Here is a 24,979-nt window from a genome sequence, read left to right as displayed (position 1 = left end):
GAGATTTCGTTACTGTGTATCTCCTATAGTCGCTGCTAAGTCGGCACCATGAGGCACAACGTGACCAGCCCGTTACTGACCGCTGGCTGACGATAACGCACGCACTATGGTAGCGGGCAGAATCGGTAGTGCCGTGGTAGCAGTCGAGGCAGTCGAAAAAAGAAAAACAATGAGATCCTGAAAGCCCGTGACCTGACCGTTCGCGTAGTGTTTCTCCAGGCAAGTGGTCGGTTAGGATGAGATCAGTGGCAGCTCCTGTCGAAAGGCTGTAGATTTTAAGGTATCGCAAAAGGAGGGAACATGAAAGCATCTGAAGCCAATCTGATGGAGGTGCTGGAGAAACCACGGCAGTTCCGTATCCCTATTTACCAGCGAAATTACGCGTGGGGCGAGGCCCAGTGTCGCCAGCTGCTCCATGATGTCTTGGCCGTGGGCATTAATGAGAATGCCTCTACCCATTTTCTGGGTACCATCGTATACGTTGAGCGTGCTCAGTCGATTCTCGTGAAGCAAGAGCCCCTCATGGTGATCGATGGGCAACAGCGCCTGACCACGGTTACGTTGATGCTCTTGGCGCTTTACCGCCACCTTGTTGACGGCCAGGTAGCCAGTCAGGCTGATGCACTTCGCCGACGCTTCCTGATCAACCCCAATGAAACTGGCGAGATGCTTTACAAGGTCGTTTTGTCAGATATTGATCGGCCCACGCTGATCTCCCTCCTCGATGATCTGCCAATGCCGGATCCGTACAGCTCTCGTGTAATTGCGAACTATGAATTCTTCAAAGAGTGGTTCGAAAACAACCCTGAACATTTAGATGCCTCATATTTAGGCCTCTCCAAGCTGGAGATCGTAGCGGTTGCCTTGGAACGGCAACGAGACAACCCTCAGCTTGTCTTCGAGAGCATGAACTCCACTGGTCTGGACCTTAGCCAGGCCGACCTCATCCGAAATTTTGTCTTGATGGGTCAGGAGCCTAGTGAGCAGGAGTCTCTATACACGCACTATTGGCGGGCTATGGAGGATGGCTTCGGTCAGGCGGCGTATGCCCGTCACTTCGACGGTTTCATGCGCCACTACCTTACGGCTGTTACCAACGACATCCCCAATATTAACAAGGTATATGCGGCTTTCAAGAAGTACGCGGCACGTTACGATGGCTCTATTCGTGACCTGGTCAAGGAGGTGCATACCTATGCCAACCACTATTGCGCAATGGCCTTGGGTAAGGAATCAGAGCCCAGCCTAAAGAAAGCATTCAAAGATTTGAGGGAGCTGAAGGTCGATGTTGCCTATCCTCTCTTGCTTGAGGTCTACCATGACTATAAACAAAACCAACTGCTTTCCACTGGTGAGCTGGAAAAGATCGTAAGATTGGTTGAGAGTTACGTCTTTCGGCGTGCGGTCTGTGGAATCCCCACGAACTCTTTAAACCGGACATTTGCACGTTTTACGCATAGCTTGCGAAAGGATCGTTACTTAGAGAGCGTTAAGGCAGCCTTTATGTTGTTGCCGTCATATCGTCGCTTTCCAAGCAATAGTGAATTCCAAACGTCCTTGCGGGAGCGAGATCTTTACCACTTTCGTAATCTACGATATTGGCTGCGTCGACTGGAAAACCACGGTCGTAAAGAAACTGTTCTTATCGATGAATTCACTGTTGAGCATGTGTTGCCTCAGAATGCTAAGCTGTCACGTGAATGGCAACAAGAACTGGGCCCCGAATGGAAAAGTATTCAGGAGACCTACCTGCATACATTGGGCAACCTAACCTTGACCGCTTATAACAGCTCTTACTCAGATAAACCATTTTTGCAAAAGCGGGACGCAACGGATATAGACAATAAACCTATCGGCTTTGCGCATAGTCCGCTGCATCTAAATAGTGACCTTCGGCACCTTGAAGCATGGAATCGTGAGGAGATACAGAAGCGTGCAGCTCGACTGTCTGAGTCGGCTCTATCAGTGTGGCAGATGCCTGCTCTAGGGGATGACATTCTGGACGCTTACCGTAGTCCCGCTCAGACTGAAAGTACTGAATATGCCCTTGAGGATCATGCCCAATTGACAGTAGGGCCGTTACGTCGACTTTTCGATAAATTTGCCGTAGAGGTTTTGGCCCTTGATCCGTGTGTCTATCAAGACGTTAAGAAGCTATACGTTGCTTTTAAGGCTGAGACAAACTTTGTTGATGTGATTCCGCAATCTAAGCGATTATTACTCTCTTTGAATATTTCAGCCACTGACCTTGAGGATCCTCGTGGGCTAGGACGGGATGTGGCAGGCCTTGGCAGATGGGGAAATGGGGAGGTTGAAGTTGGGTTGGCTTCAGAGAACGATCTACCCTATGTGATTGGGTTAGTAAGGCAAGCTCTGGAGGAGCAAATGGATCAACCAGAATAATTCAAAAGCTCCCCTGAGCTGAGGTATTTTTTGGGCTTTTATACCATTTTCTTTGTCAGAGGGGCCACGACCCTGCCCGAGTGACTCGGGTAGGGCATGCTGTCTTCGTGTCAATATCGCTACTGGAAGCAAAGTTTGCCCAGCGCATTGTCCATCACCTTCTACAGGCTCGGTTCCGGCAAATGGTTGTGATATTCCTGTTCCTAGCCTAGGCATCGTCACAAAAAGTGTGGTAAACCAAGAAATCCGGTGAGTAGGCGAGATGTGACCTCAGTGAGACATCACCTACACAACTATATATTCTGGAACCTGAAATAAATCTTTCTAGGCAAAGAGTCTTTGTCCCGAGCAGTCTACACAAAACTAATACTGACGTCACCACATTGTACCATGAACCGGCTAATAGGCTTTGCCTACTCCTAAAAGCAACTGTCTAGCGCCTAAAAACATTTGGAAGTTGCTCGTGTAAATCAAAAATCCGTGCTTTTTCTAAGTTGTAAATCCGGCCTGTAGTTAAATTTGTTATTCTGACGTAATGCGAGGTTCGAGCCGAGGAGGTTGAAATGTCAAACTGGATTTCAAACACATCTTTCGATTTTATATCGACGTTCGAAACAAATAAGTCGTTTTGGACCACTTCAAATAGTTTTTCGTTACCCTCACTATTGTAATAACGAATTGAGAGTTTTTTGAAGTTGCTTATACCGGATTTTCTTGTCGTGCGACACCTACCTTGAAAGACACAGTACTTCTTATTGCACATTTGACACGCATGGAATTTTTCCCCAGCAGCAGGTTCCGTCAATTTTTCATCACATTCGTAACATTGACAGCTATGGTGCATTTCGTTCATTTCCTTAAAAAAAGAACCGACTATTTCTTTTGTCTTGGTTAGTCCATATTTTTCGATACATTGGTTTAAAAAGCAGTATATGTCATCTCGTTCTTGCATGGTTAGATTCCTATCTCATAAACAAAGGGCTGTTGTCCTGCAATGAACATGAGTGGTACTTCTTGACTCGGAACTACTGAACACACTATTGCCATAATGGTTCCAGTAGTTGTTTGCCGTTTTCCCATGCTCTAATAACATTATGGCCAATCCCAGTTAGCATAGCGTGAAAACTGTGCTGTTAGCTCTCCTGGCGCCAAGTGATCTACGATATTACGATGATACGAGTAAGTTTTCGATACCGGCGCAGCAGATAAATTATTGGGTTGATAGGGGTTGAATCGCCCGACATCTCCTAACGACTCGATATCAGTGTTTATAGTTTTGAGCCACGAGACGGAGATCACCTTAGCCCCCGTAGCCTCGATATATTTTCTTGCAGACTCAAGGCTATATCCTTTTGTGCAAATATCATCAATTACCAGTATCGTTTTACCTCGACCAAGAGGCGGGGTCTTGTACCTGGAGCCGTCTGTTTTTAGAGGCGCTTCGTTCAAGTGGATAGAATTCAGCTGATTAAGATGACCAATCATCTCCCCAGCATTCCTGGCCTTTTGTGACTTGGGAGCATCCGTGTGGCGGATAACCAAATCAGACAGATAGCTCTTACGAAAGCATTTTCCAAAAATCGCTACCGCCTCATCCATGATCGGATTTCCAGCTCCCGCACGATGACCTGGATAGGTAGCAATATGGTTAATTTGGCTATGTATCCCGCTGAAGTAAAGGCTTGAGACCAATGCTCCGATCCAGAAGTCTGGATGCCCCATCCCATGCTTTGCAGCTGCCCTAGCATCTGCCGAGTAAAGCGTGTACTCTGGCTTAAACGTACTGAAGGGAGCTAATGCATAGAAATTTAAATCACCATCATGTATCTCATGACACCAGAGATGGTCCCTTAGGCAAAAAATATCGATGTATCGTGCTATATCTCGTGGTGAATCAAATTCAAATCCATATTCTGTCTTATCCGCCCACCACGTTGCCCTGAGAAACAGGAGATTTCCGTTTACAGCAGTTCGCATGTCATTCTCAGAAGCACCTATATAAAGTGTCTCCTGACTATCCCAGCCCATTTTGTCGATAACATATTTCGTAGCAGTCGCCTTTGGCTTAGCTGGGATACTTCTATCAGTTTCTCGGCAAAAGTAGGGGAAATCACCCCATCGCTCTTTCAGTTTGTCTTCGAGCGGTGTCTTAGCAGATCCTATATACCAATATCTATTTGTAAATACGGCGAATTCAATTCCCTTGTGCCTAAAATAATTAATTAATTTGCTTACCTCTGTAAATATAGCAGGGTCTGCCTTTCCCTTCGGAAGTATCACATCCTCAACGCTTAAGATGACACCTTTTACTTTAGTCATTTTCTTCCTCATTGAATCCCATATCCATTTGTTTCGGCGAAGAGAGCGTAAGGTTACTTCCGCCCTGGATAATGTCAAGAATACGTGAAGACTCAAGTGGCACCTGCAAAGAAATGGCTAAATACTCATTTTCAGAGAATGCTATTTCTTCTCTTTCGGTTCGTGTTCCGGGTAAGTAGATGTTGATCAAACATTTTCCATATTGAAAAGCAAATCTAACAGTATGTGCTGTACCAGACTTAACCTTCCATTCGACGGGAATCAGAGTCTCAGCCAATCCAGCTTGGAGCCTATTGCGTCTAACAAAGGTTTCTGCGCTACCTTTTTGCGAGGGAAGGTACTCTGAGACTACGGTACCGCCTTGCGCAACAATGGCATTGCGCAGATCTATGGACCCTTTTGGGTAGTCCACATCAAACCCGTTGCCCAGCACGGCGACAGTAGGGATTCCGTAGCGTATAGACTCTTCATGTACCAGGCGGTCTATACCCGCCGCGAGCCCGCTGACAGTGACTACTCCTTGACCAGCCAGTAAAGATAGTAGGTATCGAGTCAGAAAGTCACCGTCGCTGCTCGGCTTGCGTGTACCCACAATGGCAGTCGATGGGGAGGAGAGGTTAGCGATCGAACCTTTCACGAATAACCAGCGGGGGGGGGCATTGATGTATTTTAGCTTTTCAGGAAAGGTTTCCTGCTCAGGGAAGAGCAGCATGATGCCTTGGTGGGCCAGGTCTCTGGCTATCGCTTGCCCTGTCGACCATAGCGATTTTTTCTCCTGTTCCCACTGATCTTCCTCAGGTAGAGAGACCCTCAGTACCTTCTGTATTTCGTTGTAAGGGGCATCTTTCAGTAAATTCTTGAAGCCAGTGCCGAGGCCAGCAATCTGGTGCATTGTCCAGAAGCCGACTCCTTTAATCGACGCCACTGCAAGGAAAGCGACTGTTTCGTTTCGCCAATGTTCTTTGTCCATGCCTGACATCCAATAAAGTAATATGTTGGACACTACACAATTAGTGTGTTGCGATCAAGCAAGCTATCAACATTAATAGATTATACTAAAGTATATGATTTTTCCTGTTCCAATTTTTCGCATTTCGTAGCCAGCTTCAGCTTAAAATCCGCACTCATGCAGCCCGTCCCAATGTGCATCTAGTATTGCCTCAAGGGTTTACCATAAAGAAGTTTATGAGATATGCTGATCTGTGGACGCATGCACAGCAGGTATTGAGATGAAGACTCTATGGGTATCGAAAACCGAGTTCAAGGCTAGGGCAGGTGAGATACTTCAAGAGATTGAAGTGACTGGTGCATCATTCCTAGTGACCGAGCGGGGGAGGCCTATTATCGAAATTCGACGCTACCAAGATCTTAAGACTTCACCTTTAGAAAGGCTGCGGGGGAGCGTAATCGAGTACATCGATCCCTTTGAACCGGTATACGAGACAAAGGATCCCGAAGGGGACAGTTCGTAGAACATCAAGAACGGTCGGACTCGACGTTTTTGAGTTTCTGACTAGCAACCGTCTCTTCCCACTCAGGGACGCGGTGGTAGTCACGGATTGACTCATTATATAACGCTTCGGCTGATTCAACAGTTGCCCCTGCCTCCTGAACGCATTTAAGGATCAGGTTAGGGCTGCATTCTGCAAACATGGTACATAGTAATGCTGCATGGCCCAGAGAGAGACAAACAAGATCAAGCGTTCCTGCTCGCAAGACTGCTGCCACCTCATCCGGTGTCACTTTAGTGTAACTCGATGTACTTAGGTGCCCGGCAACGAGGTGCAATCCACCTTTAATATATTCGTTCTTCATATCATGTATTTTACACGCCTCTCATCTCAGCGCTTACATAAAATGGCTCTCCGGTGGGGTTCTTTTTCCCTGCGCGATCTATGGGCGTTGCCCTTAGGTCAGCTCGCAGCGCGGGTTCGAGCAGATACTCGATCTCTCCTGGATCCGTCACCTCAGGCGATAGCCACGCCTCGTACACGTCCTCTGGTAGCCACATCGGCACCGACTTCCTATGGATGTTTTCCAGCGGCTTGATCCCCGCCAGGGTGATGATTGAGGTCGACCACACCGTTTCACCGCTCACTTTGTCGAACCACTCCTTGTACAGTCCCCCGAAGGCGAGGGCACTACCATCAGCGGGCTCCAGGAGGTGAGGGCGCTTGCCATCCTGGCTCTCGACAAAGGCCGTCGCCGGCACGATGCAGCGGCGGTACCGAAACTCAGGCTTCTTGGGTACCTTGAGGTGGTTGGTGTTGACCGAGAAATACTGCTTGTGCGGCCTCATGCCTTGGTCGGTCTGCTGAAGGTACAGCCACCAGGTCGCCGGGCGTACCACATGGCCACCCTCGGTGCCGGTAACGATGCTGATCGCGCTGCCTGGCATAAAATTCTCGCTATAGATGAAGGCGTTAGGATCGACCGACAGCCGTGCGGCGAGGCTCACGACACCGCTTGTCTTGACCAAAGCAAAATTGGTGCACATACTTTGTCCTGTATATTCTTCCAGTAATAGGAGGCCAGCTCATGACACAGCCACCTGACAGACCATACTCCCTCGACCAACTGCTTCAGCAGTGCGACCCCAATGCTTCTGAACCTGAAGACATCAAGGCTTGGCGCGACATGCCGGATGTCGGCAGGGAGGTCCTGGATCCCCCTGAGAAGGATTCATGAGCAGATCTACTCATGACCGTGACCGTGATTCCTCATCAGATTCAAGCCTCCTTCTCGGCACCCTGTCTGCTGTCTCGCATCCGTGCGGGCTTTCCGAGCCCCGCAGAAGATTACGTAGACCGCAAGCTCGATCTCAACGAGTACCTCATCAAGCATCCTGCGGCGACCTTTTACTGCTGGACCGAAGGGGAGTCGATGCAGGGCGTTGGAATCTACGACGGCGATCTCTTGATCGTAGACCGTGCTGAGCAGCCCCGAAACGGCGATGTGGTGCTTGCCAGCCTGGACGGTCAGCTGACCTGCAAGCTGCTGGATATCCCGCGTCAGCGTCTCCTAGCAGCTCACCAGGACTATCCTCCTATCCCGATCAGCGCTGACGCCAGCTTCGAGATCGAGGGGGTGGTAGTGAGTTCCGTTAGGTTGTTCCGTGCTGGCCCTCGTTGATTGCAATTCCTTCTACGCCTCCTGCGAGCAGATCTTTCGACCGGATCTGCGCGGGAAGCCGGTGGTGGTGCTCTCGAACAATGACGGCTTCGTCGTGGCGCGCTCACGCGAAGCCAAGGCGCTCGGTATCCCGGACTTGGAGCCGTTCTTCAAGATTGAACACCTTTTGCGGCGGCATGGCGTAGCGATTTTCTCTTCCAACTACCCGCTTTATGGCGACGTTTCAGATCGCGTAATGCAAACGCTAAAAAATTTTAGTCCTCGAATCGAGGTATACAGCATTGATGAAATGTTTTTGGATCTGGCGGGTATGCCTGGCGACATGCAAGCGCTGGGAGCGGAGATGAAAAGTAAGCGCCCGGCCATCACCCTTTGCGAGTGATCAGTCGACCGGTTTCCAGTGCTGAGGTAGGAGTTCGTGGATCTGGCTGGCCTTCTGCGTCGGCAGCCGAGCCAGCACGTCTTTCAGGTAGGCATGCGGTTCATGACCGTTCAGCTTGGCAGACTGGATCAGGCTCATAATGTTGGCGGCGCGCTGGCCGCTGCGCAGTGAGCCGGCAAATAGCCAGTTGCTACGCCCGAGTGCCCAGGGGCGAATTAGGTTCTCGACTCGGTTGTTGTCGATCGGCAACCCGCCGTCGTCCAGGTAGCGTGTCAGCGCCGCCCAGCGTTTCAGGCTGTAGTCCAACGCTTTCGCCGTTGCTGAGCCGTTGGGTACCTTCTCGCGGTGAGCCAGCATCCATCGGTGCAGCGTGTCAGCGATAGGCCTCGCTCGGGTGTCACGTAGCTGTTGGCGTTCTTCCGCGCTCAGCGGCTGAGCCTCACGCTCTATCTGGTAGAGCTGGCCGATCAGCTCAATGGCCTGCTCGGCAATCTGGCTCTTGCCGGCCACGTGCAGGTCGACGAACTTGCGCCGGGCGTGGGCCATGCAGCCGATCTCAGTCACGCCGTTGGTAAAGCTCTGCTTGTAACCGCCGTAATCGTCGCAGACTAGCTTGCCCTTCCACTCGCCGAGGAAGTCCCGGGCATGTTGGCCGCTGCGGCCGGGCGCGAAGTCGTAGATTACCGCCTTCAATCCGGCGTAGGGCGTGGTGGCATAGGCCCAGATGTAGGCCCTGTGCGTCTTTTTCTTGCCCGGAGCCAGCATCGGCACCGGCGTTTCATCGGCATGCAGTATCGGTTCGGTGAGCAGGGTTTCGCGCAGGGCATCGATCAGCGGCTGCAGTCGCACGCCACAGATGCCGATCCATTCCGCCAGGGTGGAGCGTGGGATCTCCACCCCAGCGCGGGCAAAGATCTGTGACTGGCGGTAGAGCGGCTGATGGTCGGCATACTTGGCGATCATCACCTGGGCCAGCAACCCCGAGGTGGGGAGGCCCTTGTCGATCACGTGGGCCGGCATCGGTGCCTGGGTCAGCGTTTCGCACGCGTCGCAGACCCACTTGCCGCGGATATGCCGCTCGACGGTAAACACGCCTGGCGTGTAGTCGAGCTTCTCGCTGATCTCCTCGCCAATGCGCCGCCGCTGGCAGCCGCACGTGCAGTGCTCGCTGTCGGGCTCGTGTCGGATCTCGACACGCGGCAGGTCATCGGGCACGGGCTGGCGTTTGGGCTTTTGCTTGGTGGCGGGCACCGTCGCCGGGGTAGCGAGTTCTTCCAACTCGGCCTCGATGGCAGCAATGTCGGCATCCACCACCTCGTCCAGCAGGCTGATCTGCAAGACGTTGAGCTGTTCGCTGCGCTTGCCGAAAGCGTGGCGCTTGAGCAGCGCCAGTTCATAGGTCAGCTTCTGGTTGACCTGCTCGGTGTGGCGTAGCGTTTCTTGGCTCTGTGCCAGCGCCCGATCCTTTTCCTCGACCTGCGCCATCAGCGTTGCCGCCAGGTGGCGGAGCTGATCGGGAGAGAGTTGAGACAGGTCGGGCGGCATGTTCATCCGGCGATTATGCCAGTCCGCCGGCGGCAAGGGGATGCGCGGATCATCGAATGGCCAGGGTTCGCCTTATGTGCCGACGAGGCTTACAGCACCGAAATGGCCCCCGCCGGGCCGATGCGCTGCCAGGGCAGGCCCTGGACCAGTGCCGTCACTTGCTCCGGCGACAGTTCCACCCGGTCGCCGTGCCAGTTGCCGGCCCAATGGAACTTGCCTTGATTGAGCCGGCGCGCACAGAGCCAGACCCCCAGGCCATCGTGGATCAGCACTTTCATGCGGTTGCCGCGCCGGTTGGCGAACAGATAGGCGCAGTGCGGCCGGGCGGTACCGAATACCTTGACCACCCGAGCCAGGGCGGTATCGGGACCGGCGCGCATGTCCAACGGCTCGGTGGCCAACCAGATCTCGTCGATACGGATCACGACAGCAGATCCCGAAGCAGCGCCCGACAGCTCTGCGCATCGGACACCGGCCATTCGATGGTCACCGTGCCTTTGGGGCTCGGCAGTGAAAGGCGAATACGCTCGGTTTCCCGATGCTGGCCCGCCGCGGGTGTGGCGGTGCTTGCCATCGGCACTGGAACAAACGCCGGAGTATCACTTACCGGCGCCGACCGCCGAGCCTCACGGATCCACTTATGGACCAGATTGGCGTTCAGGGCATGCTCCAACGCGATGCCGGCCACTGAGGCACCGGGTTGTTGGCACGCTTCGACGATCATGGCCTTGAACTCGGCTGTAAAGCGGCGGCGCTTTCGAGGCGCCTCCCATACGCTTAACTCACTCATGGTAGGTGTCCACTAAGCAATAGATGGACACCTACCGTCATCGAAGTCGGGGCTCAGCGAAAGGTGTGTTCACCGGCCGGATACGATGAAAACCCGTTTGTGGAAAGACGTGAAGATGCCAGTGGGTGTGGGCATCGCTCCCTCGAAGACCTTGGCCAAGCTGGCAAATCATGCGGCAAAAAAGATACCCAAGTGCCAGGGAGTCTGTGTCCTCGATGAACCTCATAAGTGGGAGTGGCTTCTGCGGCGCACCCCGGTGACCGGTATTTGGGGCATCGCGAAGCGGCTTGGCAGGCGTCTGGCGGATCTCCAAATCTACTCGGCTTGGGATCTGGCGATCGCGAATCCCAAGATCGTGAGGCGGGCAAGCAACGTGAACCTGGAGCGCACCATTGAGGAGCTGAACGGCAGAGCATGCCTCGCCTTGGAGGAAGTGCCACCGGCCAAGAAGCAGATCTACTGCACCCGATCCTTTGGCAAGAAGGCCACGGAGCTTCAGCCGTGTCTGGAAGCGGTATCGCTTTATGCGTCACGAGCTGCCGAGAAGCTGCGGGCACAGCGGCACATTGCCTTGGCCATGCACGTGTTTATGCACACCAGCCCGTTTGAGCCTAATTTTCACTCTGTAAGCAATATGGCGAGGCTGCCATACCCCACGGACGATACACGGGAAATCGTCGCTTTGGCGCGCGCTGAGATCGCCAGGCTCTACCGCCCAGGGCATGCCTTCATGAAAGCGGGTATCGGGCTCGTGGAAGTGGCCGATAAACGGTTCTACCAGCATGACCTGCTCCACGGTGGGCAGTCGGAGCGCTCAGTCAAGCTGATGGAGACTCTGGACACCATCAATCGCAGCCAGGGCAAGGGAGCGGTGATTCTCGGTGCTCAAGGGATATCAAAGCCATGGGCGATGCGCCAAAAGTACAAATCACCCGAATATACGACTCGGTGGGACGAACTGCCCGTAGTGCGTTGACCCCTTTACTCACAGAGTAGGTCGCTTCGATTTTTTCCTCGAACCTAGCTGCGCTCAGGCTGAGGATCCCAAGAGCACCTTCCTCACAATATTACACGTTAAGTAAACAGCCGCCGTTGGGTTTCAGACTCTTCTGTCTGACCGAATTGAATGACGCTACTGTTATCATCATCCCCCTGCTCTGGTGTAAAGTCTTCGCTCGTCGGCATCTGCCTCACTGCCTCATCGAGACGAGCCTCGATGGCAGTCTGAAGCTTCTCTTTCTCGCCAATTGCGTCGGTGAACCAGTCAGTCGACCAGATACGGTGCAGATGCCACCCCTTGCTCTCTAATATTTCCTGACGCAGCCGGTCGCGATCCCGAGCGGAACGTGAGGAGTGGTATGAGGCGCCATCGCATTCCACCCCCAGCAAGAAGCCGTAGGGATAGTCTGGGTGACGGATCCCGATATCAATGAAGAAGCCTTGTACTCCGACCTGAGGCACGGCTTCGAATCCCATTGCTTGTATCACGCTGATCACATGGCGTTCGAAATCCGAGTCAGGTTCGGCACCATTCTCGATTCCTCTGTCCAGCTGCCCGGTAGCGGCGTATTCCAGCCACTGCTTTAGCATGTGCGCACCGGGGCTCGTTTCCGGATCGGCCCGAATATCGTTGGGCTCCATCGAAGTAAACGTTACGATTTGTTCCTTTGCACGGGTAAATAGAACGTTGAGGCGACGCTTGCCGGCCATGCCAATCAGTGGACCGAAGCGGTTATAAACCTTGCCGGAGTCGGGATCTGGACCGAATACCGTGCCGATGAAGATCACATCACGCTCATCGCCCTGGACATTCTCAAGGTTCTTTATGAAAAAGCCCTCCAGGCCATGCCGAGCTTCATCCCAATACTTCTCGAAATTTTGTGCCACGGTCGAGGTCTGGAGCATGGCATGATACTCGTCCTCAAGCAGGGTCTGCTGGGCCTTGTTGAGTGTAACGACCCCCAACGAGCGCTCGGGCTGCTCACTCATGTGACGCAGGATATGATCAACCATCACCTTAGCTTCCTTGCTGTTGCAGCTTTTGTGATAGGTCGCATTATCGATGGGTACCAGCTTGACGCCCAGGCGAGGATCATCTGCCCGCGCAGTGGGGAAAACCACTAAATCATCCTGATACATTTGTCGGTTGCAGAAGGCAATCAGATTTTCATGACGTGAGCGATAGTGCCAGCGCAACTGCCGTCTACAATTCAGAGTCAAGTTAGCAAGGTCCAGAATCGACTCCTCCTGGACGGTATCTTCATCTTCGTCATCATCACCCTGGCCAACGTTGCGAAAGAAATTCGAGGGGGGAAGCTGCTTGGTGTCCCCGGCGGTCATGGAGTGCCTGGCCCGCAACAAGGCGCCGAGGGCATTTTCCGGACGCATCTGTGAGCCTTCATCAATGATCACTAGGTCGAAGAGCCCTTCAGCCTTGGGCAGATACTTGGCTACCGTCAGCGGCGACATCATCCAGCATGGCTTGATTTCACGCAGCGCTGTACCTGCTCGGGCTGTTAGGTCACGCACAGAGATGAAGCCCTTTTGCTTTTTGGCTTCGTTCTTTAACAGCGCTAAGTCAGTTAGTTCCGATACCTTGATTCGTTTGCCGACGCTACCGTTGCCTTGCGGTGGGTGGGCGTTAGCCAACAGCTGATGACGCAATCGATCCCGGTTGAGACGGATGATTTCTCGATCTAGATCGGCCAGCCGGGCACGGAGGTCATCCAGCTTTTGTCCTCGATATCGAGAGAGGTGTTGACCATGGATGTCGTAGATGGCTCTTGCCAAGGTCATCGCAACCACGGCCCTGACCGTATCCAAGAAGTCCTCGGCGGTGATCTCCTGGTGGTCCAGCGCCAGTACCAGCGGTGTCACCCGCCATCTCTCGAGTCGGACGCGCTGGGTGTTGCGCAAAGCATAGTGATCCAATCCCTCGGCATCCTGGGCCATCCGGCGCAAGGGGTCGACGCCGGCATAGCCAGCAGGGTCGAACCCCCACTGGTCGACGGCCACTCGGGTCTCGTCGACTAAGGCCGCCACATGCTCCTTGTGAGTCGCATGCCGGGCGAGATAGGTCTCCAGGGTCTCTCTGAGAGCCTCGGGGGCCTGCCGCCATGCTGTCAACAACGGGAGGTGCAGGGTGTCGGGATATCCAATGAGCCAATCCACAAGGGACAACTCGCGAGCGGCAACCGACGAAGTCGTATCGGGACCGTCGAAGTGCGCTTCCAACAGAGAGCCGGCGTCATGGTGGGCTGCCCAGTCTCGCGCTTCCTGCCAGGCTATCAGGTTGTTTCGAGTATCGTCTAACACCTGTCGTGAGATCGGTTTGTCGATAGGAGCCAAGTAGGTAGACGCTTCGCGTAGTTCCGTCACCTGCGTCTCGACCTGTTCCCGCGCCTGCCTGGTTTCCTGTCGCAGCTGCTCCAGGTCTTGATAAGTGCCGTCCAGAATGTCGTCGGAAAGCCATAAGGCATCTAGCTGCTCGGCCAGAGCGCGCATGCCAATCAGAATCTCGGGATGCTCATCGAGCAACACGAGGCTGATGACAGACTGGCCTTCCTCTCGGGCAAGCGTCCGAGCACGCTGTTGGTAATCGATACGCTTTCGGAAGGTCGCGGTATCAGTCTTCACACCCCGGAACCAAGTAAACTGGCTATATTGCGAATCTTCAACAAACGCTTTGACGCGCTGGAGATGGTCGATGAGAGGTGGCAAGGCTTCCAGCATCTTCGAGTCACTATAGCTGGCCGGTTCACGGAGCATTCCCTTAAGAGCTTTGCGGGTCTGCCGTAAGGCACCAGACAGGAAGGAAAAAGCGCCTTTGGTTCGTAGTTGAGTGAGGTGCCCGGACAATGACTGAATCTCTGTGGCAACACTCATATCGAAGGTTACGTCCAGCGCTTCCCGTTCGGTCTCGATGATGGCTATCTGCGCCTCTATGGCCGGTAGGGCATGGATTTCAGTCTCAGAGATCACATGCTGGCCACGCTGCTCGAGAATGTGTGACGGGGTGTCACGTAACACAGTTAGTATGGTCAGTATCAGGCGCAAGGGTAGATGGGCGAGTTGGGGTTGAAAGCGAATCAGGCGCTCCAGCCCTTCACTCATCGTATCGTAATGGTTTTCCTGGCGGCGGTACGCCGCTACCTGATCACCCAGCAGGGTATCGTCGAGATAGGTCAACCCCAAGCGATCCAGGCCGGTGAGTAGGCGGTCGAGCTGAGGGACGGCGTTAGGACTGTACGGATCGGACAGCAGCTCAAGCCGAGGGAGTAGCGCTTCGATGTCGACGAGGCACTGTCGAAAGTCCGACAGGGTCTGTCTGGCCGTGGCAGGCAGAAGACGCTCGACGAGGTCGAGATCTACCTGATCGAGTAGAGGGCCCTGTTCTCGAAGATCGGCCTGTAGCTGGCTAGCCGTGCTCACCTCTAAGATCGGCATGCCGAGCGAGGAAAAGGATTGGTGGGCCTGAAGGAATGCCTCCAGCGTTTGGCGTGCCTCATCGGCCATGTCAAGCAGATTGTCGCGGCGGAATCGGTCTAGCGGGCCACAATCAATGAAGGACCAATCGCTGACTCGGTTGCCCATGCGACTGACCATGTCGGCATAGTCTTGGCAGTCGCGGTACAGCTGATCGAGTTGATGGCCGCTGAGGTCGGCGACATTTGGTAGCGACAATCGCCGTAGCTCAGTCGAAAGGTTCTCCAGCGTGGCCTGGGCTACAATTGCCTGGCCGAGGATTTGATGATACGTCAAACCGGTTTTGCGAAACTCCAAGCCGATCAAGCGAATATAGTCCGCCAGAGCGTTACGGACCTCGATGAATTCCTGGATTTTTTCATCGAGACCGTGAGGATCACGCGTATGAGAAGCGCGCAGGTCGAGCCGTTGAACCACCGAGTCGCGGACCTGCTGACGCGTGTTCTGACTGGCCTGTAGGTTCATCAGAAATTCGCCAAGCCCCATGGCCTCCAAGCGTGAACGCACCACATCGAGGGCCGCTAACTTTTCGGCCACGAACAGTACCTTCTTGCCGGAGGCTAGCGAGGCGGCAATCGTATTAACGATTGTTTGAGACTTTCCCGTTCCAGGCGGTCCCTCCAGGGCGATGTCTTCTCCACGCATGACATCGACCATGGCGCTGAACTGACTGGAGTCGGCATCGGCGATGAGCAATGGCACTTGGGATTCGATCTCAGGGTCGTCGACCTCGTGCTCGTCAGCAAACTGCCCCATATCACCGCTGCTTAGCTCTCGTCCACCTAGAAAACGGCTGATTAGAGCATCGTCCGGCAAGCGCCAACTCTCAGGATTGAGGTCCTCGTACATGGCAAGACTCATCGCCTGCCATACACCAATGGCGACGAAGCGACGGATACGCCAGACTCGAAACGACTTGGGCTTAAGGGCCTCAATCTCTGCCAGGTGGTACTCGATATCCAGCGCCTCGGTGTCCGGTTGGGGCAGCTCGATACCGTACTCGTTGAGCAGCTTATGCTTTAGAACTGCATTGCCCATCAGCGAGTCGCTGGCCTCGACCCAGAATTCCAGGCCTTGGGAGGTTTTTTTCTGTGATAGGTTGACCGGCAACAGAGTCAGCGGGGAGAGGGCGATCCGGTCGCTGGTGCTATCTTGCCACTCTAAGAAGCCTATCGCGCATTGCAGCACCTGCACCCCGGTCTCTTGCTCATAGGCTCGCCCGCGACTGCGTATATTGGTGCAGCGTCGTTCCAAACGCTCGGACAGCATCAAGGTCTGGATACGATGATCCACATGACGGCCATCCTCATGGGTGTCCTCGGGGCGCGGCATGTCATAGTCGGGATTGATACCATGAATGCGCGCGTGTTCATCTAGCTTGACGGTACGATGATCGGTATGGCGCGGTGGCAACCCGAGATGGGTACGGACGCGGTCTTTGAGGTCTCGGTGTGCTTCTTCGACGCGGCCTTCCTTCTCGGCCTCCGGCAACGCCATCTCTTCGATCTTGGCCAGCGCCTCGTGATAGGCGCCGTCGGTATTCTCGAACTCGGCCACGGCCTGGCGAAATGAATCAGTTTGCTCGTCCTTGGGTTCCTCCTCTAACGCCGGAAGGGGATCAAGGAGCATTCTCTCACCAGTGGACAGTTTCTCAAGCAACACAGAGGGCAGCTCGTCGACAACCCTAATGTGGCTATGGGTCTTCTCACGGAACTGGGTGTTGAGCAGGCTGTTGCGCAGCGTGGTGTCGAGGATCTTTGGACGCAGCTCCTCCATCCGAGTCATGGTGCGTTCGATGGTGTCATCCCTGCTGGTCATGAGCGCCTCATTTTTTTGACTATGGCCGACTACCACAGCATAGTATGAATGAAGCAAATTGTAACCATTTGGCATGAAGTGTTAAGGAAGATGCGTCTGGTTAGGTTTAGCTAAATTTTATTATTTCTTTTCTTGTTAAACCATGGCTCCTCGGGGATCGTAAATGTCATGGGTGTCTGCTGTTGAGGTGAGTGCTTAAGAAAAAGGATGTTAATTGAGATGATGTTAAAACTCGGTTGCTGTGATGATAAAGGAACAACAAAACTAGCAAAATATGACGCCGGGTTGTTTTACAAGTTACTTTAAATTCTTGTATGCGTCCTCTATGAAGTAAATAATACCTGCGCATTGGTATTCAGCTTGCTTTTTTTGTGGCGACTCAGGAATCATGCCATTGTTCTTAACACAGTCTCTCACGATTGCCGCTAGCGTAGGCTGGTATAGGTCATAATGATCATTTGTTTTCTTGTATAGCGCTGCGTATAACGCCTCTTCGGGATCGAGCTGACTTAGTAGATCTTCCTGGTGCTCAACGCCTTCAAACATTGCTTGGAGGCGGTTCAGTTCGTTATTTAGTTCGTTTAACCGAGAGACAGCATGAGACAGAGTGATTGAGATTCCAGAGGCTTCAATCTTGATATTGTTAATTGCCTCACCTAGAGTTCTTTTCTTATCGTCCATGCCATGCTCCGAGTCTACAATTTCGTAATAGACTGAGTATAAGCGATAATTGGATAGCCTGCTGCCTTTGCAGCCTTCTCTGCGTCCAATCTGGCTTCCAGCTCAGAAATTTTAGATGACTCGAACTCAAATATTTCGTCAAGCATGCTTACTTTCTTTTTTCTAACCACTAGTCTGATGATGTATCCCGTTTTGTAAGCAACGCCCTTTGTCTCAGTCGGCTTCTGGCGCGTAGAGAAGTTGGCCTGATGGGGGAGGGGAGAAAGCTTTTTCTGAGAGACCTGGCGGGCGCCGAATTGCTCTTTTGCTTTGTCAACTTCGCGGTTGTGCTTCACGATGAAATCGCTTCGATGGGAAAGCAGGGCTTCTTCGAAAGCTTGTATATCCGACATGATTTAACTCTCTGTGGTTTTGATGCGGTTAGTCTAACACGTTAATAATTTGGCATGCTCTGGAAAGAATCCATGGCCAGCATCGTCTCTTCTGTCGCACCCTAACTCGCCTATGGCCACTCGTAGCGTCAGTGGCTCGACGCTCCTCCCAAGTGCTGAATGGATCACAATTTGGTTTCACCGTCTGCTTCTGCGAGCTTGATAGCTTCAGCGCAGTCCATGACGTCACCGGCTTTGAAGATCATCTCTGAACGGCGTTGGCCTCCTTTATATATCGGCTTTGGCGGGGTGACGCCGCGGATCTTTTTCTCGCCCAAGATTGCTTCACGCAGCTGTGTCACTGTCACGCCCAGCATAAGAGAAGCGTTGCGCACACCAATGCGGGAGTCTCGAAAATCCACAACATAAGTCTCACTCGGAAGAAGATTCCCAATCATAACAAGTAGAATCCCTCTCAGGAAAGAGGGAACGATTTATATCAGTCATTGCGAATTTAAATCAGCGCTCACGCAGCTACTGCTGGAGTTGTAGACTATCACAAATGAGATTAAGTATAAAATTTATATGTTTCAAAATCGCAGAATTCAGTGCTAGTATTCAATATAGCTCACCAAAGAGGTAAAGAGGCTATGAATGAGTATCTCGAAATGATCCTTCTTTCTTCACCTTTGTTGATATTCGGTTTTGTTATATGCTTGGCTGCATATTGGCTTAATAAGAGAAAATGAAGTCATGTCTTGTTGTATTGCTTGTCGCATCAGCGTATACCGCTTTATTTCATGGCGACAAAGGTTATTATTCGAGCCTACCAAATTTCTCACGAGAGGGAGTCTTGGCCTCATCATTAAACATGTCTTGTGCGAAGCGACAGCGATGTAGATCACTCAAGGCTGAAAAAAGCAGGTTTCACACATAACCAGGCGGTACATTTTACCAGTATGTGACGAGCCAGCACCCCATTTCGCTTCCAAAGTACCGTACTCGATAGCAGGGTCGCGACATACATCGATGCACCTAACACTTTCGTCTTGCTCAATCATCGTTTATTCCACCAACAAACTTTATGCCTAATGACTCAATATCACGAATCATCCTCAGCGGTTGGCCCGTAATTCTCATAGAGTATGCTTCTTCTAGCGTAGGGAAAACTTCTTCGCCATCTCCAGACAGGCAATAGACTGTGTTTAATGTTTTGACGAGCCCCGTATCCAAGCATAATTCTTGTATCGGGCTAGTAAACACGTAGTCTCCAGCTTTCCAGCGATGCTTGTAGTCGCTTACAATGGTACCTAGTAGATGTTTGCTTACGTGATCATCTAGCTCGATTGTGACAAGTTCCCAGCCCTCGACAATACAAGCTGTATCATGGTGGCTTTCGGCTGTAGACTCCCATGCGGTGAGGGCAGTAATAGTTTTTGATTGTTTCATGATCATTCCTTTGTGGGTTTGCTTCATTTTGACAATTGCATTTCTGCAAAAGCATTTCTGGTTTCTGCCGAGTACGTTTCTGCTAGTATCACAAGCCGATCCTTTAGCCCCGCAGGCTGCTTATCTACAAGCTTACGGATATGATTCAAAGGGTTCTCCAGGATAGAGTAAGCATCGAGCGAGCCAAGGCTGGGATCCTTCGCCAGCGCCGTGAGAGCATCGAGGATCTCTAGAGCAGGTATATCTTCTTCATGGAAGTCGAAGCGCGCTGGTATCAGCTTGATACGAAGGCCTCCCAAGTACAGCCGCTCCTTTTCTATTGGCTGCATAGTGGCCAAGGTGACTACACTTGGCATCTGGGTGGTGAGCCCAAGTTGATTGTAGAGAGCAGGGCCGGTGATGTACGCAACACGCTGTCCCGCAGCGAACATGAGAGCCCTGAGGATCTCGCCTTGAGAAGGAGATCGCGGTCCCAGTATCCCAACCTTGGGGCGGTAGAACCAGTTGTGGCGGTACTGAGAAAGTGTGCCGTCGCGGATAAGCCAGTCGAAAACCTCCTCTAGGGCAATACGCGCGTCTTTGTACTCAGGCTGGTCAGTTAGCTTAATGATCGAGAGGAGGGGAGCCTCCTGGATTCTCTGACGAATTTTGCCTTCAAGCTGTAAGTCCCACACACGACCGAAGGGAACCCTGCCTTCGATGCGGCCATCACCACTCTCCCCGTTCCGCACCCGGCTGCGTTTGGTCGTATCGTCAGTCAGCTTGCCGGAAGCCCGGTCCTGCTCCCGCTGTCGCATTTCATCATCGGAGTCATTCATAGCACTACCTCTCTAGGAGATGATAGCTATAAGGCACGCTATATGGCGTACTTCGTGAAGGCAGAGACCAGCGTCTATCTTGGTTAAACCAAGTCGATTAGGTCAGTAGCTTTTCGCCTGAGCCTTTCAGAGCATCAGTTTTATATGCATGTTGAAACCTGTTTAGCATAAAGGGTATTCGTCAAATTTAGCACAAGGTAGGAGGAAGTAAACACTGGATCTAACTTTTTTTTATTATGCGGTAAATTAAATAGCGGCAAGATCAAAGAACACCATGGCAAGCGTAGAAAAACATAGTATACCCATCCATAATTGAATAGATAACCAGTGCAGTATAAGCCGCCAGTAAAAGCTAAGGTTTTATGTGGGTATGCCGGCATGCATTGTGTTCTGATGCTGTAGCCATAACCAATTTAGCACGAAACTTTAATAGGCAAAGAAAGCGTAATCAATTGAGCGTCCTGCTGAGGCCAGTCAGGGCACTGGGCGGCAAAGTGATTTTACGACAGTGACCTATGCCCTACCTCTGGCCCACTGTCAGTCGTGCTGAACGGCCAGCTAGGCACGATGGCTCACCACTCGCCTCCCCAACCGGGGTGCGTTGCGCACACCACATTCGGAGGCAGGCCGCTATTCCCGAGCCTGGTGGCACGTTTGAATGCAGCTGAAGGGCGGTGAACTCGGCACGATCATTTACCGGAAGAGAAAAAGGCTTGGGGTAGGGAGAATGCACTGCTCGAGATCAGAGCTGACGAGGCCGTAGTGATGAGCCTTTGTGCTTAGCTGAGGGCCGCCAGGGCTCTAACGGTAAGTGATCGTGCCGAGTTAGAAGCTGCCAAAGCCTTTGTGACGAGTGATTGTGCCTAGCTGAGGGCCGCCATGGCTCTACCGGAGAGTGATCGCGCCGAATAGGTAGCAGCCAAGGCCGCAGTGGTGAGCCATTGTGCTGAGCTGAGGGCTGCCAAGGCTCTAACGGTGAGTGATCGTGTCGAGTAAGGAGCTGCCGAAGCCGTTGTGACGTGTGATTGTGCCTAGCTGAGGGCCGCCAGGGCTCTACCGGTGAGTGATCGTGCCGAGTAGGTAGCTGCTGAGGCCGCAGTGGTGAGCCATTGTGCCTAGCTGCGGGACGCCATGCCTCTTCCGTTGAGTGAACGTGCCGAGTAGGTAGCTGCCGAGGCCGTAGTAGTGAGACATTGTGCCTAGCTGCGGGACGCCAATGCCTCTTCCGGTGAGTGATCGTGCCGAGTAGGTAGCTGCCGAAGCCGTTGTGGTGAGCGATTGTGTCGAGCTGGGCACAGTTATCACTCACCATTAGCCGGCGTCATGTGAGGACGCTGATAGTCGACAAGCTCTCTTGTGGTGCGGGCCGTACCCAGAGACTGTCCCTTCCGGCGAGGTAGCCCTGGTCCATGCCAGCTTATCTCGATACCGCCCAACCTCGTCTTGTGTTGGATTCGCTATCCATCCCAAATCCCTCCATCACCTCAGCCCCCATCCCAGCGACCTCATCAACAGCGCATTTCACGGGCACGTTTCAAGACCACCATTCGCTACTCGAAGAAAATTTGATTAGTCTGTAGTGTGAAAGTATGTATCTGCCTGATGCTGTCGTGTCTCTAAATGGCGACATATCGGGCCTCCATGGAAGGGAGGCGCAGCTTGCGTCAGGGTTCCCTAGCGGTAGCGTTCCTGGTCACATTAAGGGGAAGCGTTCAAGCCCGGCATATCATATGAATGGCCCTTAACGACTCAAAGCCGACATGCCGAAAAATGCAGGAGGCTCGTTCATTGGGGTTCAAAAGTTATGGTTTGCATTCGACTATAATAAGACTTCCATTTTTAAGGCGCAGTCTGGAGCGCTAGATTCAAAGGAGAAATAGGGTTTGAAAAAAATATCTATCGGCGTAGCGGTGTTTTGCATTTGGATTTTTGCAAATGGATTCTGGGAAATGGCCGGTGCTCCAGATCATTACACATCTTGCCAATCGATTGATTGGGCGCAAGAGCAGAATAAGGGTAAGTTTCGCCCGGATGAAGCAATGTCTTTGTGGATTCTTAAAAGCATCAAGTGTGAATAGTGGTCGGGCCCATTCGCCCGCCATAACCATGCCAGGCACGGCGACCGCTGACACGGCGCGTGCTGGCAACGTTAGCCGCCAAAGTTAGAGGCACAACAACATATGGCAAAAGTGGTTTCTGCTGACCTTTCAGAGTTCATCCTAAAGTGTGATGACGAAAGCCATCATGAGCTATGGAATCATGAATATTGGATACTCTGCCCTTTTCGAACAGGTTACGTACCAACTGACGGAAATGTTGGCCCTCTTAGTTTCGGGCTCATGCTGCACAATGCAAAAATGTCTAATGGCCTTGTGCTCGCTCAAGAAGATTTGCTAGACGGTATTGCGCCAGCTTCGATGAAATCGGGCGCAGCTTTGAAGGCAGAGAACCTTCTTGAAGAAATACGGCAAGCAAAATATCCAAATCTACCATCACGGCTTCGCTGCCACTATTTAAATTATGACAAACCCACAGCTGAAGCCAGAGCAGTAGACTGGAATTGGCATAACCGCTCACTGGAACGCTGCTATATAGTCCGCAGCGGTGGAACCTTTCATCATGCGGACGTTGCTCTATACGAAAAACTAGTTACAGACTCAGAAAATGTGGGATTAGCAGAGAAGTACTGGCAACCATTTCACCCATCAAAAGAAGAAGACCAATCGAGATTAGAGGTACTTGCAAATAGCTGCCTGTATTTTCCTGACTGGGAAAACTTCCCCGAAGTAGATAGATCCGCTCTTGCATTCTGGAACCAATATCGGGGCGGCAATCGTGCTGACGGCTAACAATGCGCTCAACGCCGCTTACTTCGTTCGCTGGACAGACAATAGCTGCGCTTTTTCCTGCCCGTTAGCTTAATCGTTATATGAGGGCGGTCTGAAAGACCGCTTTTGGCCGTATGCTGAATTTCAGTCTTGGCTGTTAGAGGACGCAGCTCTCCCTGCTGGATACACCAGAGAGCCGAGCCGACCGTGAACGTAACGACCGCCTGATGGCGACCCTGGACAACATCAACGGCAGGATGGGACGCGGGACCGTGACGTTCGGGCGCCCCTCGCCCGGTGCCGCCTGGCATCTTCGCTGCGCTAACCGCACACCTCGCTGGACAACGCACTGGGACGAGTTGCCGAGTGTCGTTGAGAAGTGTTCAATTGCAGAGCAGTCCGCTGGCCTGGATCTCGTCGACCCTTCCAGGACTGATCCCGCGAATGCGAGAGAGGTCCTGAAGAGACTGCCAAGGGCGTCCTGCCTCTATAGCCTCGGCACGAGCCGGCCCCACATGGGGAAGGTCCGTCAGCAGGTCGGCTTCGGTCGCATTGATGTCGATGCATAACACGCTGGCCTCAGCCAGGTCATGGAGGCTGCCATCAAAGGCCGTCAGCTCCAGCGTGGCGCTGCCCAGCGTCAGGTAGACTGGTGCATGGTCGGAGACGACATCGCGTGCTCGCTCGTGGCCGATGCCGAAAAGTTCGGGGAAGCGCACGATTCCTCGCTCGGTCACATCAAGGCTGCCAGAAATCTTCCAGATGTTGTCGTAAAGGTTGGCATAGCGCCCATCGGCCAGTCCCAGCGTAGTGGCTCTCTGGGTGATGGCCGGGATCACCCCAAGCTCTCGCACCGGTTCCCAGCCAGGGTGCTCTGGGCGTAGATTAAAGTCTCCTAGAATCAGACGAGGGGTATCGGGGTAGACCTTATCAAGCCATTGCCAGTAGTCGGCAAGGGCCTCGATCTCGGGCAAGCGGTCCCCGATGCGACGACCGTAAGTGATATGCACGGTGGCCGCTGCAAATTCCTGACCGGTCCGAAGACTGCGGAACTTGGCGGAATAGGGTTCCCTGGCAAACATATCGCGGTGATCGATGAAGATCACGGCGCCGCTGTCGTACTCTACGGCACTGTCCCGCCACAGAAACGCATAGTGCTCGCGGTAGGTTGAGCGGCCGAGCGCATGACTCGCCATGGAGGACCAGGATTCCCCGGTTATCTCCTCGACTTCCTGCTTTAGGCGCTCCAAGGCTGCTTCATTCATCAGTTCCTGAATGGCAAGGAAGTCGAAATGGCTGGCGACATGGGCGACCTTGTCGAAGCGCTTGTTGTTGTCCCAGCCGAGATGCTGGATGTTCCAGCTGCCAATGACGATGTCTCCCAAGGCGAGCAATGGGGTCATGGCTAGCCAGGCCACGAATAGACGAATGATCATGCCGATGCTCCCTGCACGTGATTAAGCATGGTTGCGGCTTGGAGAAGAAAGATCAATTCTGATCGGTGGGGATAGGCTCGATCAGTCCTGGATCGTTCTCGGTGGGTGTGTATACCCGTTTGCTCACCGCCCAACGGAAAGTCTGTACAGCGCATAGGTGGAGGACGTCATGGGGCAGTGCCCCTCGGTGGGTTAGGTGTGGGACAAGCCAGGATCCTGCGCTCTTATTGCCAGGATCAATGGGATGCACGGTTGGATCTCCCTGGCCACCCCCCGCGCTGGCTCAGTGAGAATCTCACAGAATAGAGTCGCAATCGTCATGCTCGGCCTTGATAGCGGCCAGCCAGAATGGCTCCCGGTTCTCACGCCACTCATAGTACGGCTTCTTCCCGCGATATTCTTGGCTTGGCAGCTTAGTGCGACCATGACTAAATCTGAGTTCCCATTCCGTGTTTGCCATTAGCCCAAGGACATCGAAGTAAAAATACTATTGATTTTAAATTAACCTTTGGTTATCATTTG

Annotated in this window: 20 protein-coding genes and 1 pseudogene; 7 read left to right on the top strand and 14 right to left on the bottom strand. The window is 52.8% G+C overall.

Going from position 1 to position 24,979, the window contains the following annotated elements:
• The first annotated feature begins 300 nt into the window (after positions 1 to 300).
• The gene (locus HNO52_RS18215; RefSeq protein WP_197566626.1) at positions 301 to 2,403 is read left to right on the top strand and encodes a DUF262 and DUF1524 domain-containing protein; all 2,103 of its coding nucleotides are present in this window, start codon (positions 301 to 303) and stop codon (positions 2,401 to 2,403) included.
• A gap of 433 nt (positions 2,404 to 2,836) precedes the next feature.
• Here the strand turns inward: HNO52_RS18215 and HNO52_RS18210 are convergent, their stop codons facing one another.
• The 4 genes from HNO52_RS18210 to HNO52_RS18195 form a co-directional block, all read right to left on the bottom strand.
• Positions 2,837 to 3,355 (bottom strand): hypothetical protein, encoded by a 519-nt coding sequence (locus HNO52_RS18210; protein WP_197566625.1) that lies wholly within the window; start codon positions 3,353 to 3,355, stop codon positions 2,837 to 2,839.
• Positions 3,356 to 3,495: 140 nt separating this feature from the next.
• Positions 3,496 to 4,722 carry a phosphoribosyl transferase gene (locus HNO52_RS18205; protein WP_197566624.1) on the bottom strand — a complete coding sequence of 409 codons (1,227 nt, stop codon included), beginning with the start codon at positions 4,720 to 4,722 and terminating at the stop codon, positions 3,496 to 3,498.
• Entirely contained in the window at positions 4,715 to 5,692 is a 978-nt protein-coding gene (locus tag HNO52_RS18200; protein ID WP_197566623.1) for a DNA-processing protein DprA, read from the bottom strand. Before HNO52_RS18200 ends, HNO52_RS18205 begins: the two co-directional genes overlap by 8 nt.
• Positions 5,693 to 6,547: 855 nt before the next feature.
• Positions 6,548 to 7,219 (bottom strand): SOS response-associated peptidase family protein, encoded by a 672-nt coding sequence (locus HNO52_RS18195; RefSeq protein WP_197566622.1) that lies wholly within the window; start codon positions 7,217 to 7,219, stop codon positions 6,548 to 6,550.
• Between the two features lie 203 nt (positions 7,220 to 7,422).
• Here HNO52_RS18195 and HNO52_RS18190 point away from each other — a divergent pair, with 203 nt between their 5' ends.
• Together HNO52_RS18190 and HNO52_RS18185 are read left to right on the top strand one after the other, a co-directional pair.
• Complete coding sequence (locus tag HNO52_RS18190) at positions 7,423 to 7,854, top strand: LexA family protein (RefSeq protein WP_197566621.1); 432 nt, start codon at positions 7,423 to 7,425, stop codon at positions 7,852 to 7,854.
• Positions 7,838 to 8,236 carry a Y-family DNA polymerase gene (locus HNO52_RS18185; protein WP_197566620.1) on the top strand — a complete coding sequence of 133 codons (399 nt, stop codon included), beginning with the start codon at positions 7,838 to 7,840 and terminating at the stop codon, positions 8,234 to 8,236. Before HNO52_RS18190 ends, HNO52_RS18185 begins: the two co-directional genes overlap by 17 nt.
• Here the strand turns inward: HNO52_RS18185 and tnpC are convergent, their stop codons facing one another.
• The 3 genes from tnpC to tnpA form a co-directional block, all read right to left on the bottom strand.
• Entirely contained in the window at positions 8,237 to 9,787 is a 1,551-nt protein-coding gene (gene tnpC, locus HNO52_RS18180; protein WP_197566619.1) for an IS66 family transposase, read from the bottom strand. It lies immediately after the preceding gene.
• 83 nt (positions 9,788 to 9,870) lie between these two features.
• Positions 9,871 to 10,206 (bottom strand): IS66 family insertion sequence element accessory protein TnpB, encoded by a 336-nt coding sequence (gene tnpB / locus HNO52_RS18175; RefSeq protein ID WP_197565428.1) that lies wholly within the window; start codon positions 10,204 to 10,206, stop codon positions 9,871 to 9,873.
• A complete protein-coding gene (gene tnpA, locus HNO52_RS18170; protein WP_197565427.1) occupies positions 10,203 to 10,571 on the bottom strand; it encodes an IS66-like element accessory protein TnpA in 369 nt (122 codons plus the stop codon). Before tnpA ends, tnpB begins: the two co-directional genes overlap by 4 nt.
• An 85-nt stretch (positions 10,572 to 10,656) precedes the next feature.
• On the opposite strand from tnpA, the gene HNO52_RS18165 reads away from it, so the two are divergent.
• Positions 10,657 to 11,547, top strand: a complete 891-nt coding sequence (locus HNO52_RS18165) for a DUF4113 domain-containing protein (protein ID WP_197566618.1) — start codon at positions 10,657 to 10,659, stop codon at positions 11,545 to 11,547.
• Between the two features lie 98 nt (positions 11,548 to 11,645).
• Here the strand turns inward: HNO52_RS18165 and HNO52_RS18160 are convergent, their stop codons facing one another.
• The 6 genes from HNO52_RS18160 to HNO52_RS18135 form a co-directional block, all read right to left on the bottom strand.
• Complete coding sequence (locus HNO52_RS18160) at positions 11,646 to 16,874, bottom strand: PDDEXK-like endonuclease domain-containing protein (RefSeq protein ID WP_197566617.1); 5,229 nt, start codon at positions 16,872 to 16,874, stop codon at positions 11,646 to 11,648.
• A 297-nt stretch (positions 16,875 to 17,171) separates the two neighbouring features.
• Positions 17,172 to 17,555 carry a hypothetical protein gene (locus HNO52_RS18155; RefSeq protein WP_197566616.1) on the bottom strand — a complete coding sequence of 128 codons (384 nt, stop codon included), beginning with the start codon at positions 17,553 to 17,555 and terminating at the stop codon, positions 17,172 to 17,174.
• Between the two features lie 14 nt (positions 17,556 to 17,569).
• A complete protein-coding gene (locus HNO52_RS18150) occupies positions 17,570 to 17,947 on the bottom strand; it encodes a hypothetical protein (RefSeq protein ID WP_197566615.1) in 378 nt (125 codons plus the stop codon).
• A gap of 164 nt (positions 17,948 to 18,111) precedes the next feature.
• On the bottom strand, positions 18,112 to 18,384 hold the full coding sequence (locus tag HNO52_RS18145) for a hypothetical protein (protein ID WP_197566614.1): 273 nt from the start codon (positions 18,382 to 18,384) through the stop codon (positions 18,112 to 18,114).
• Positions 18,385 to 18,979: 595 nt separating this feature from the next.
• Positions 18,980 to 19,375: a DUF6957 family protein gene (locus tag HNO52_RS18140; protein ID WP_197566613.1), complete on the bottom strand. Its 396-nt coding sequence runs from the start codon at positions 19,373 to 19,375 to the stop codon at positions 18,980 to 18,982.
• Positions 19,376 to 19,398: 23 nt separating this feature from the next.
• Positions 19,399 to 20,193: a hypothetical protein gene (locus tag HNO52_RS18135; RefSeq protein ID WP_197566612.1), complete on the bottom strand. Its 795-nt coding sequence runs from the start codon at positions 20,191 to 20,193 to the stop codon at positions 19,399 to 19,401.
• Positions 20,194 to 22,076: 1,883 nt separating this feature from the next.
• Here HNO52_RS18135 and HNO52_RS18130 point away from each other — a divergent pair.
• The 3 genes and pseudogenes from HNO52_RS18130 to HNO52_RS21280 all read left to right on the top strand — a co-directional run.
• Positions 22,077 to 22,271 (top strand): hypothetical protein, encoded by a 195-nt coding sequence (locus tag HNO52_RS18130; protein WP_197566611.1) that lies wholly within the window; start codon positions 22,077 to 22,079, stop codon positions 22,269 to 22,271.
• Between the two features lie 102 nt (positions 22,272 to 22,373).
• Positions 22,374 to 23,042, top strand: a complete 669-nt coding sequence (locus tag HNO52_RS18125) for a DUF2441 domain-containing protein (protein WP_197566610.1) — start codon at positions 22,374 to 22,376, stop codon at positions 23,040 to 23,042.
• 206 nt (positions 23,043 to 23,248) lie between these two features.
• Positions 23,249 to 23,380, top strand: a pseudogene (locus HNO52_RS21280) (DUF4113 domain-containing protein); the annotation flags it as partial.
• 24 nt (positions 23,381 to 23,404) lie between these two features.
• On the opposite strand, the gene HNO52_RS18115 reads toward HNO52_RS21280, so the two are convergent.
• Positions 23,405 to 24,457: an endonuclease/exonuclease/phosphatase family protein gene (locus HNO52_RS18115; protein ID WP_197566609.1), complete on the bottom strand. Its 1,053-nt coding sequence runs from the start codon at positions 24,455 to 24,457 to the stop codon at positions 23,405 to 23,407.
• Positions 24,458 to 24,979: the final 522 nt, after the last annotated feature.

This window comes from Halomonas sp. MCCC 1A13316, from assembly GCF_014931605.1.
Taxonomy (GTDB): domain Bacteria; phylum Pseudomonadota; class Gammaproteobacteria; order Pseudomonadales; family Halomonadaceae; genus Halomonas.
The sequence above is the reverse complement of the archived record's forward strand: the minus strand, read 5'-3'. Positions and strand labels throughout refer to the sequence as shown.

Bases quoted from the DNA above. Each gene is read 5' to 3' on its own strand.
- HNO52_RS18215 (WP_197566626.1), top strand. From the start codon at position 301: ATGAAAGCATCTGAAGCCAATCTGATGGAGGTGCTGGAGAAACCACGG.
- HNO52_RS18210 (WP_197566625.1), bottom strand. From the start codon at position 3,355: ATGCAAGAACGAGATGACATATACTGCTTTTTAAACCAATGTATCGAA.
- HNO52_RS18205 (WP_197566624.1), bottom strand. From the start codon at position 4,722: ATGACTAAAGTAAAAGGTGTCATCTTAAGCGTTGAGGATGTGATACTT.
- HNO52_RS18200 (WP_197566623.1), bottom strand. From the start codon at position 5,692: ATGGACAAAGAACATTGGCGAAACGAAACAGTCGCTTTCCTTGCAGTG.
- HNO52_RS18195 (WP_197566622.1), bottom strand. From the start codon at position 7,219: ATGTGCACCAATTTTGCTTTGGTCAAGACAAGCGGTGTCGTGAGCCTC.
- HNO52_RS18190 (WP_197566621.1), top strand. From the start codon at position 7,423: ATGACCGTGACCGTGATTCCTCATCAGATTCAAGCCTCCTTCTCGGCA.
- tnpC (WP_197566619.1), bottom strand. From the start codon at position 9,787: ATGAACATGCCGCCCGACCTGTCTCAACTCTCTCCCGATCAGCTCCGC.
- tnpA (WP_197565427.1), bottom strand. From the start codon at position 10,571: ATGAGTGAGTTAAGCGTATGGGAGGCGCCTCGAAAGCGCCGCCGCTTT.
- HNO52_RS18165 (WP_197566618.1), top strand. From the start codon at position 10,657: ATGAAAACCCGTTTGTGGAAAGACGTGAAGATGCCAGTGGGTGTGGGC.
- HNO52_RS18160 (WP_197566617.1), bottom strand. From the start codon at position 16,874: ATGACCAGCAGGGATGACACCATCGAACGCACCATGACTCGGATGGAG.
- HNO52_RS18155 (WP_197566616.1), bottom strand. From the start codon at position 17,555: ATGGACGATAAGAAAAGAACTCTAGGTGAGGCAATTAACAATATCAAG.
- HNO52_RS18150 (WP_197566615.1), bottom strand. From the start codon at position 17,947: ATGTCGGATATACAAGCTTTCGAAGAAGCCCTGCTTTCCCATCGAAGC.
- HNO52_RS18145 (WP_197566614.1), bottom strand. From the start codon at position 18,384: ATGATTGGGAATCTTCTTCCGAGTGAGACTTATGTTGTGGATTTTCGA.
- HNO52_RS18140 (WP_197566613.1), bottom strand. From the start codon at position 19,375: ATGAAACAATCAAAAACTATTACTGCCCTCACCGCATGGGAGTCTACA.
- HNO52_RS18135 (WP_197566612.1), bottom strand. From the start codon at position 20,193: ATGAATGACTCCGATGATGAAATGCGACAGCGGGAGCAGGACCGGGCT.
- HNO52_RS18125 (WP_197566610.1), top strand. From the start codon at position 22,374: ATGGCAAAAGTGGTTTCTGCTGACCTTTCAGAGTTCATCCTAAAGTGT.
- HNO52_RS18115 (WP_197566609.1), bottom strand. From the start codon at position 24,457: ATGATCATTCGTCTATTCGTGGCCTGGCTAGCCATGACCCCATTGCTC.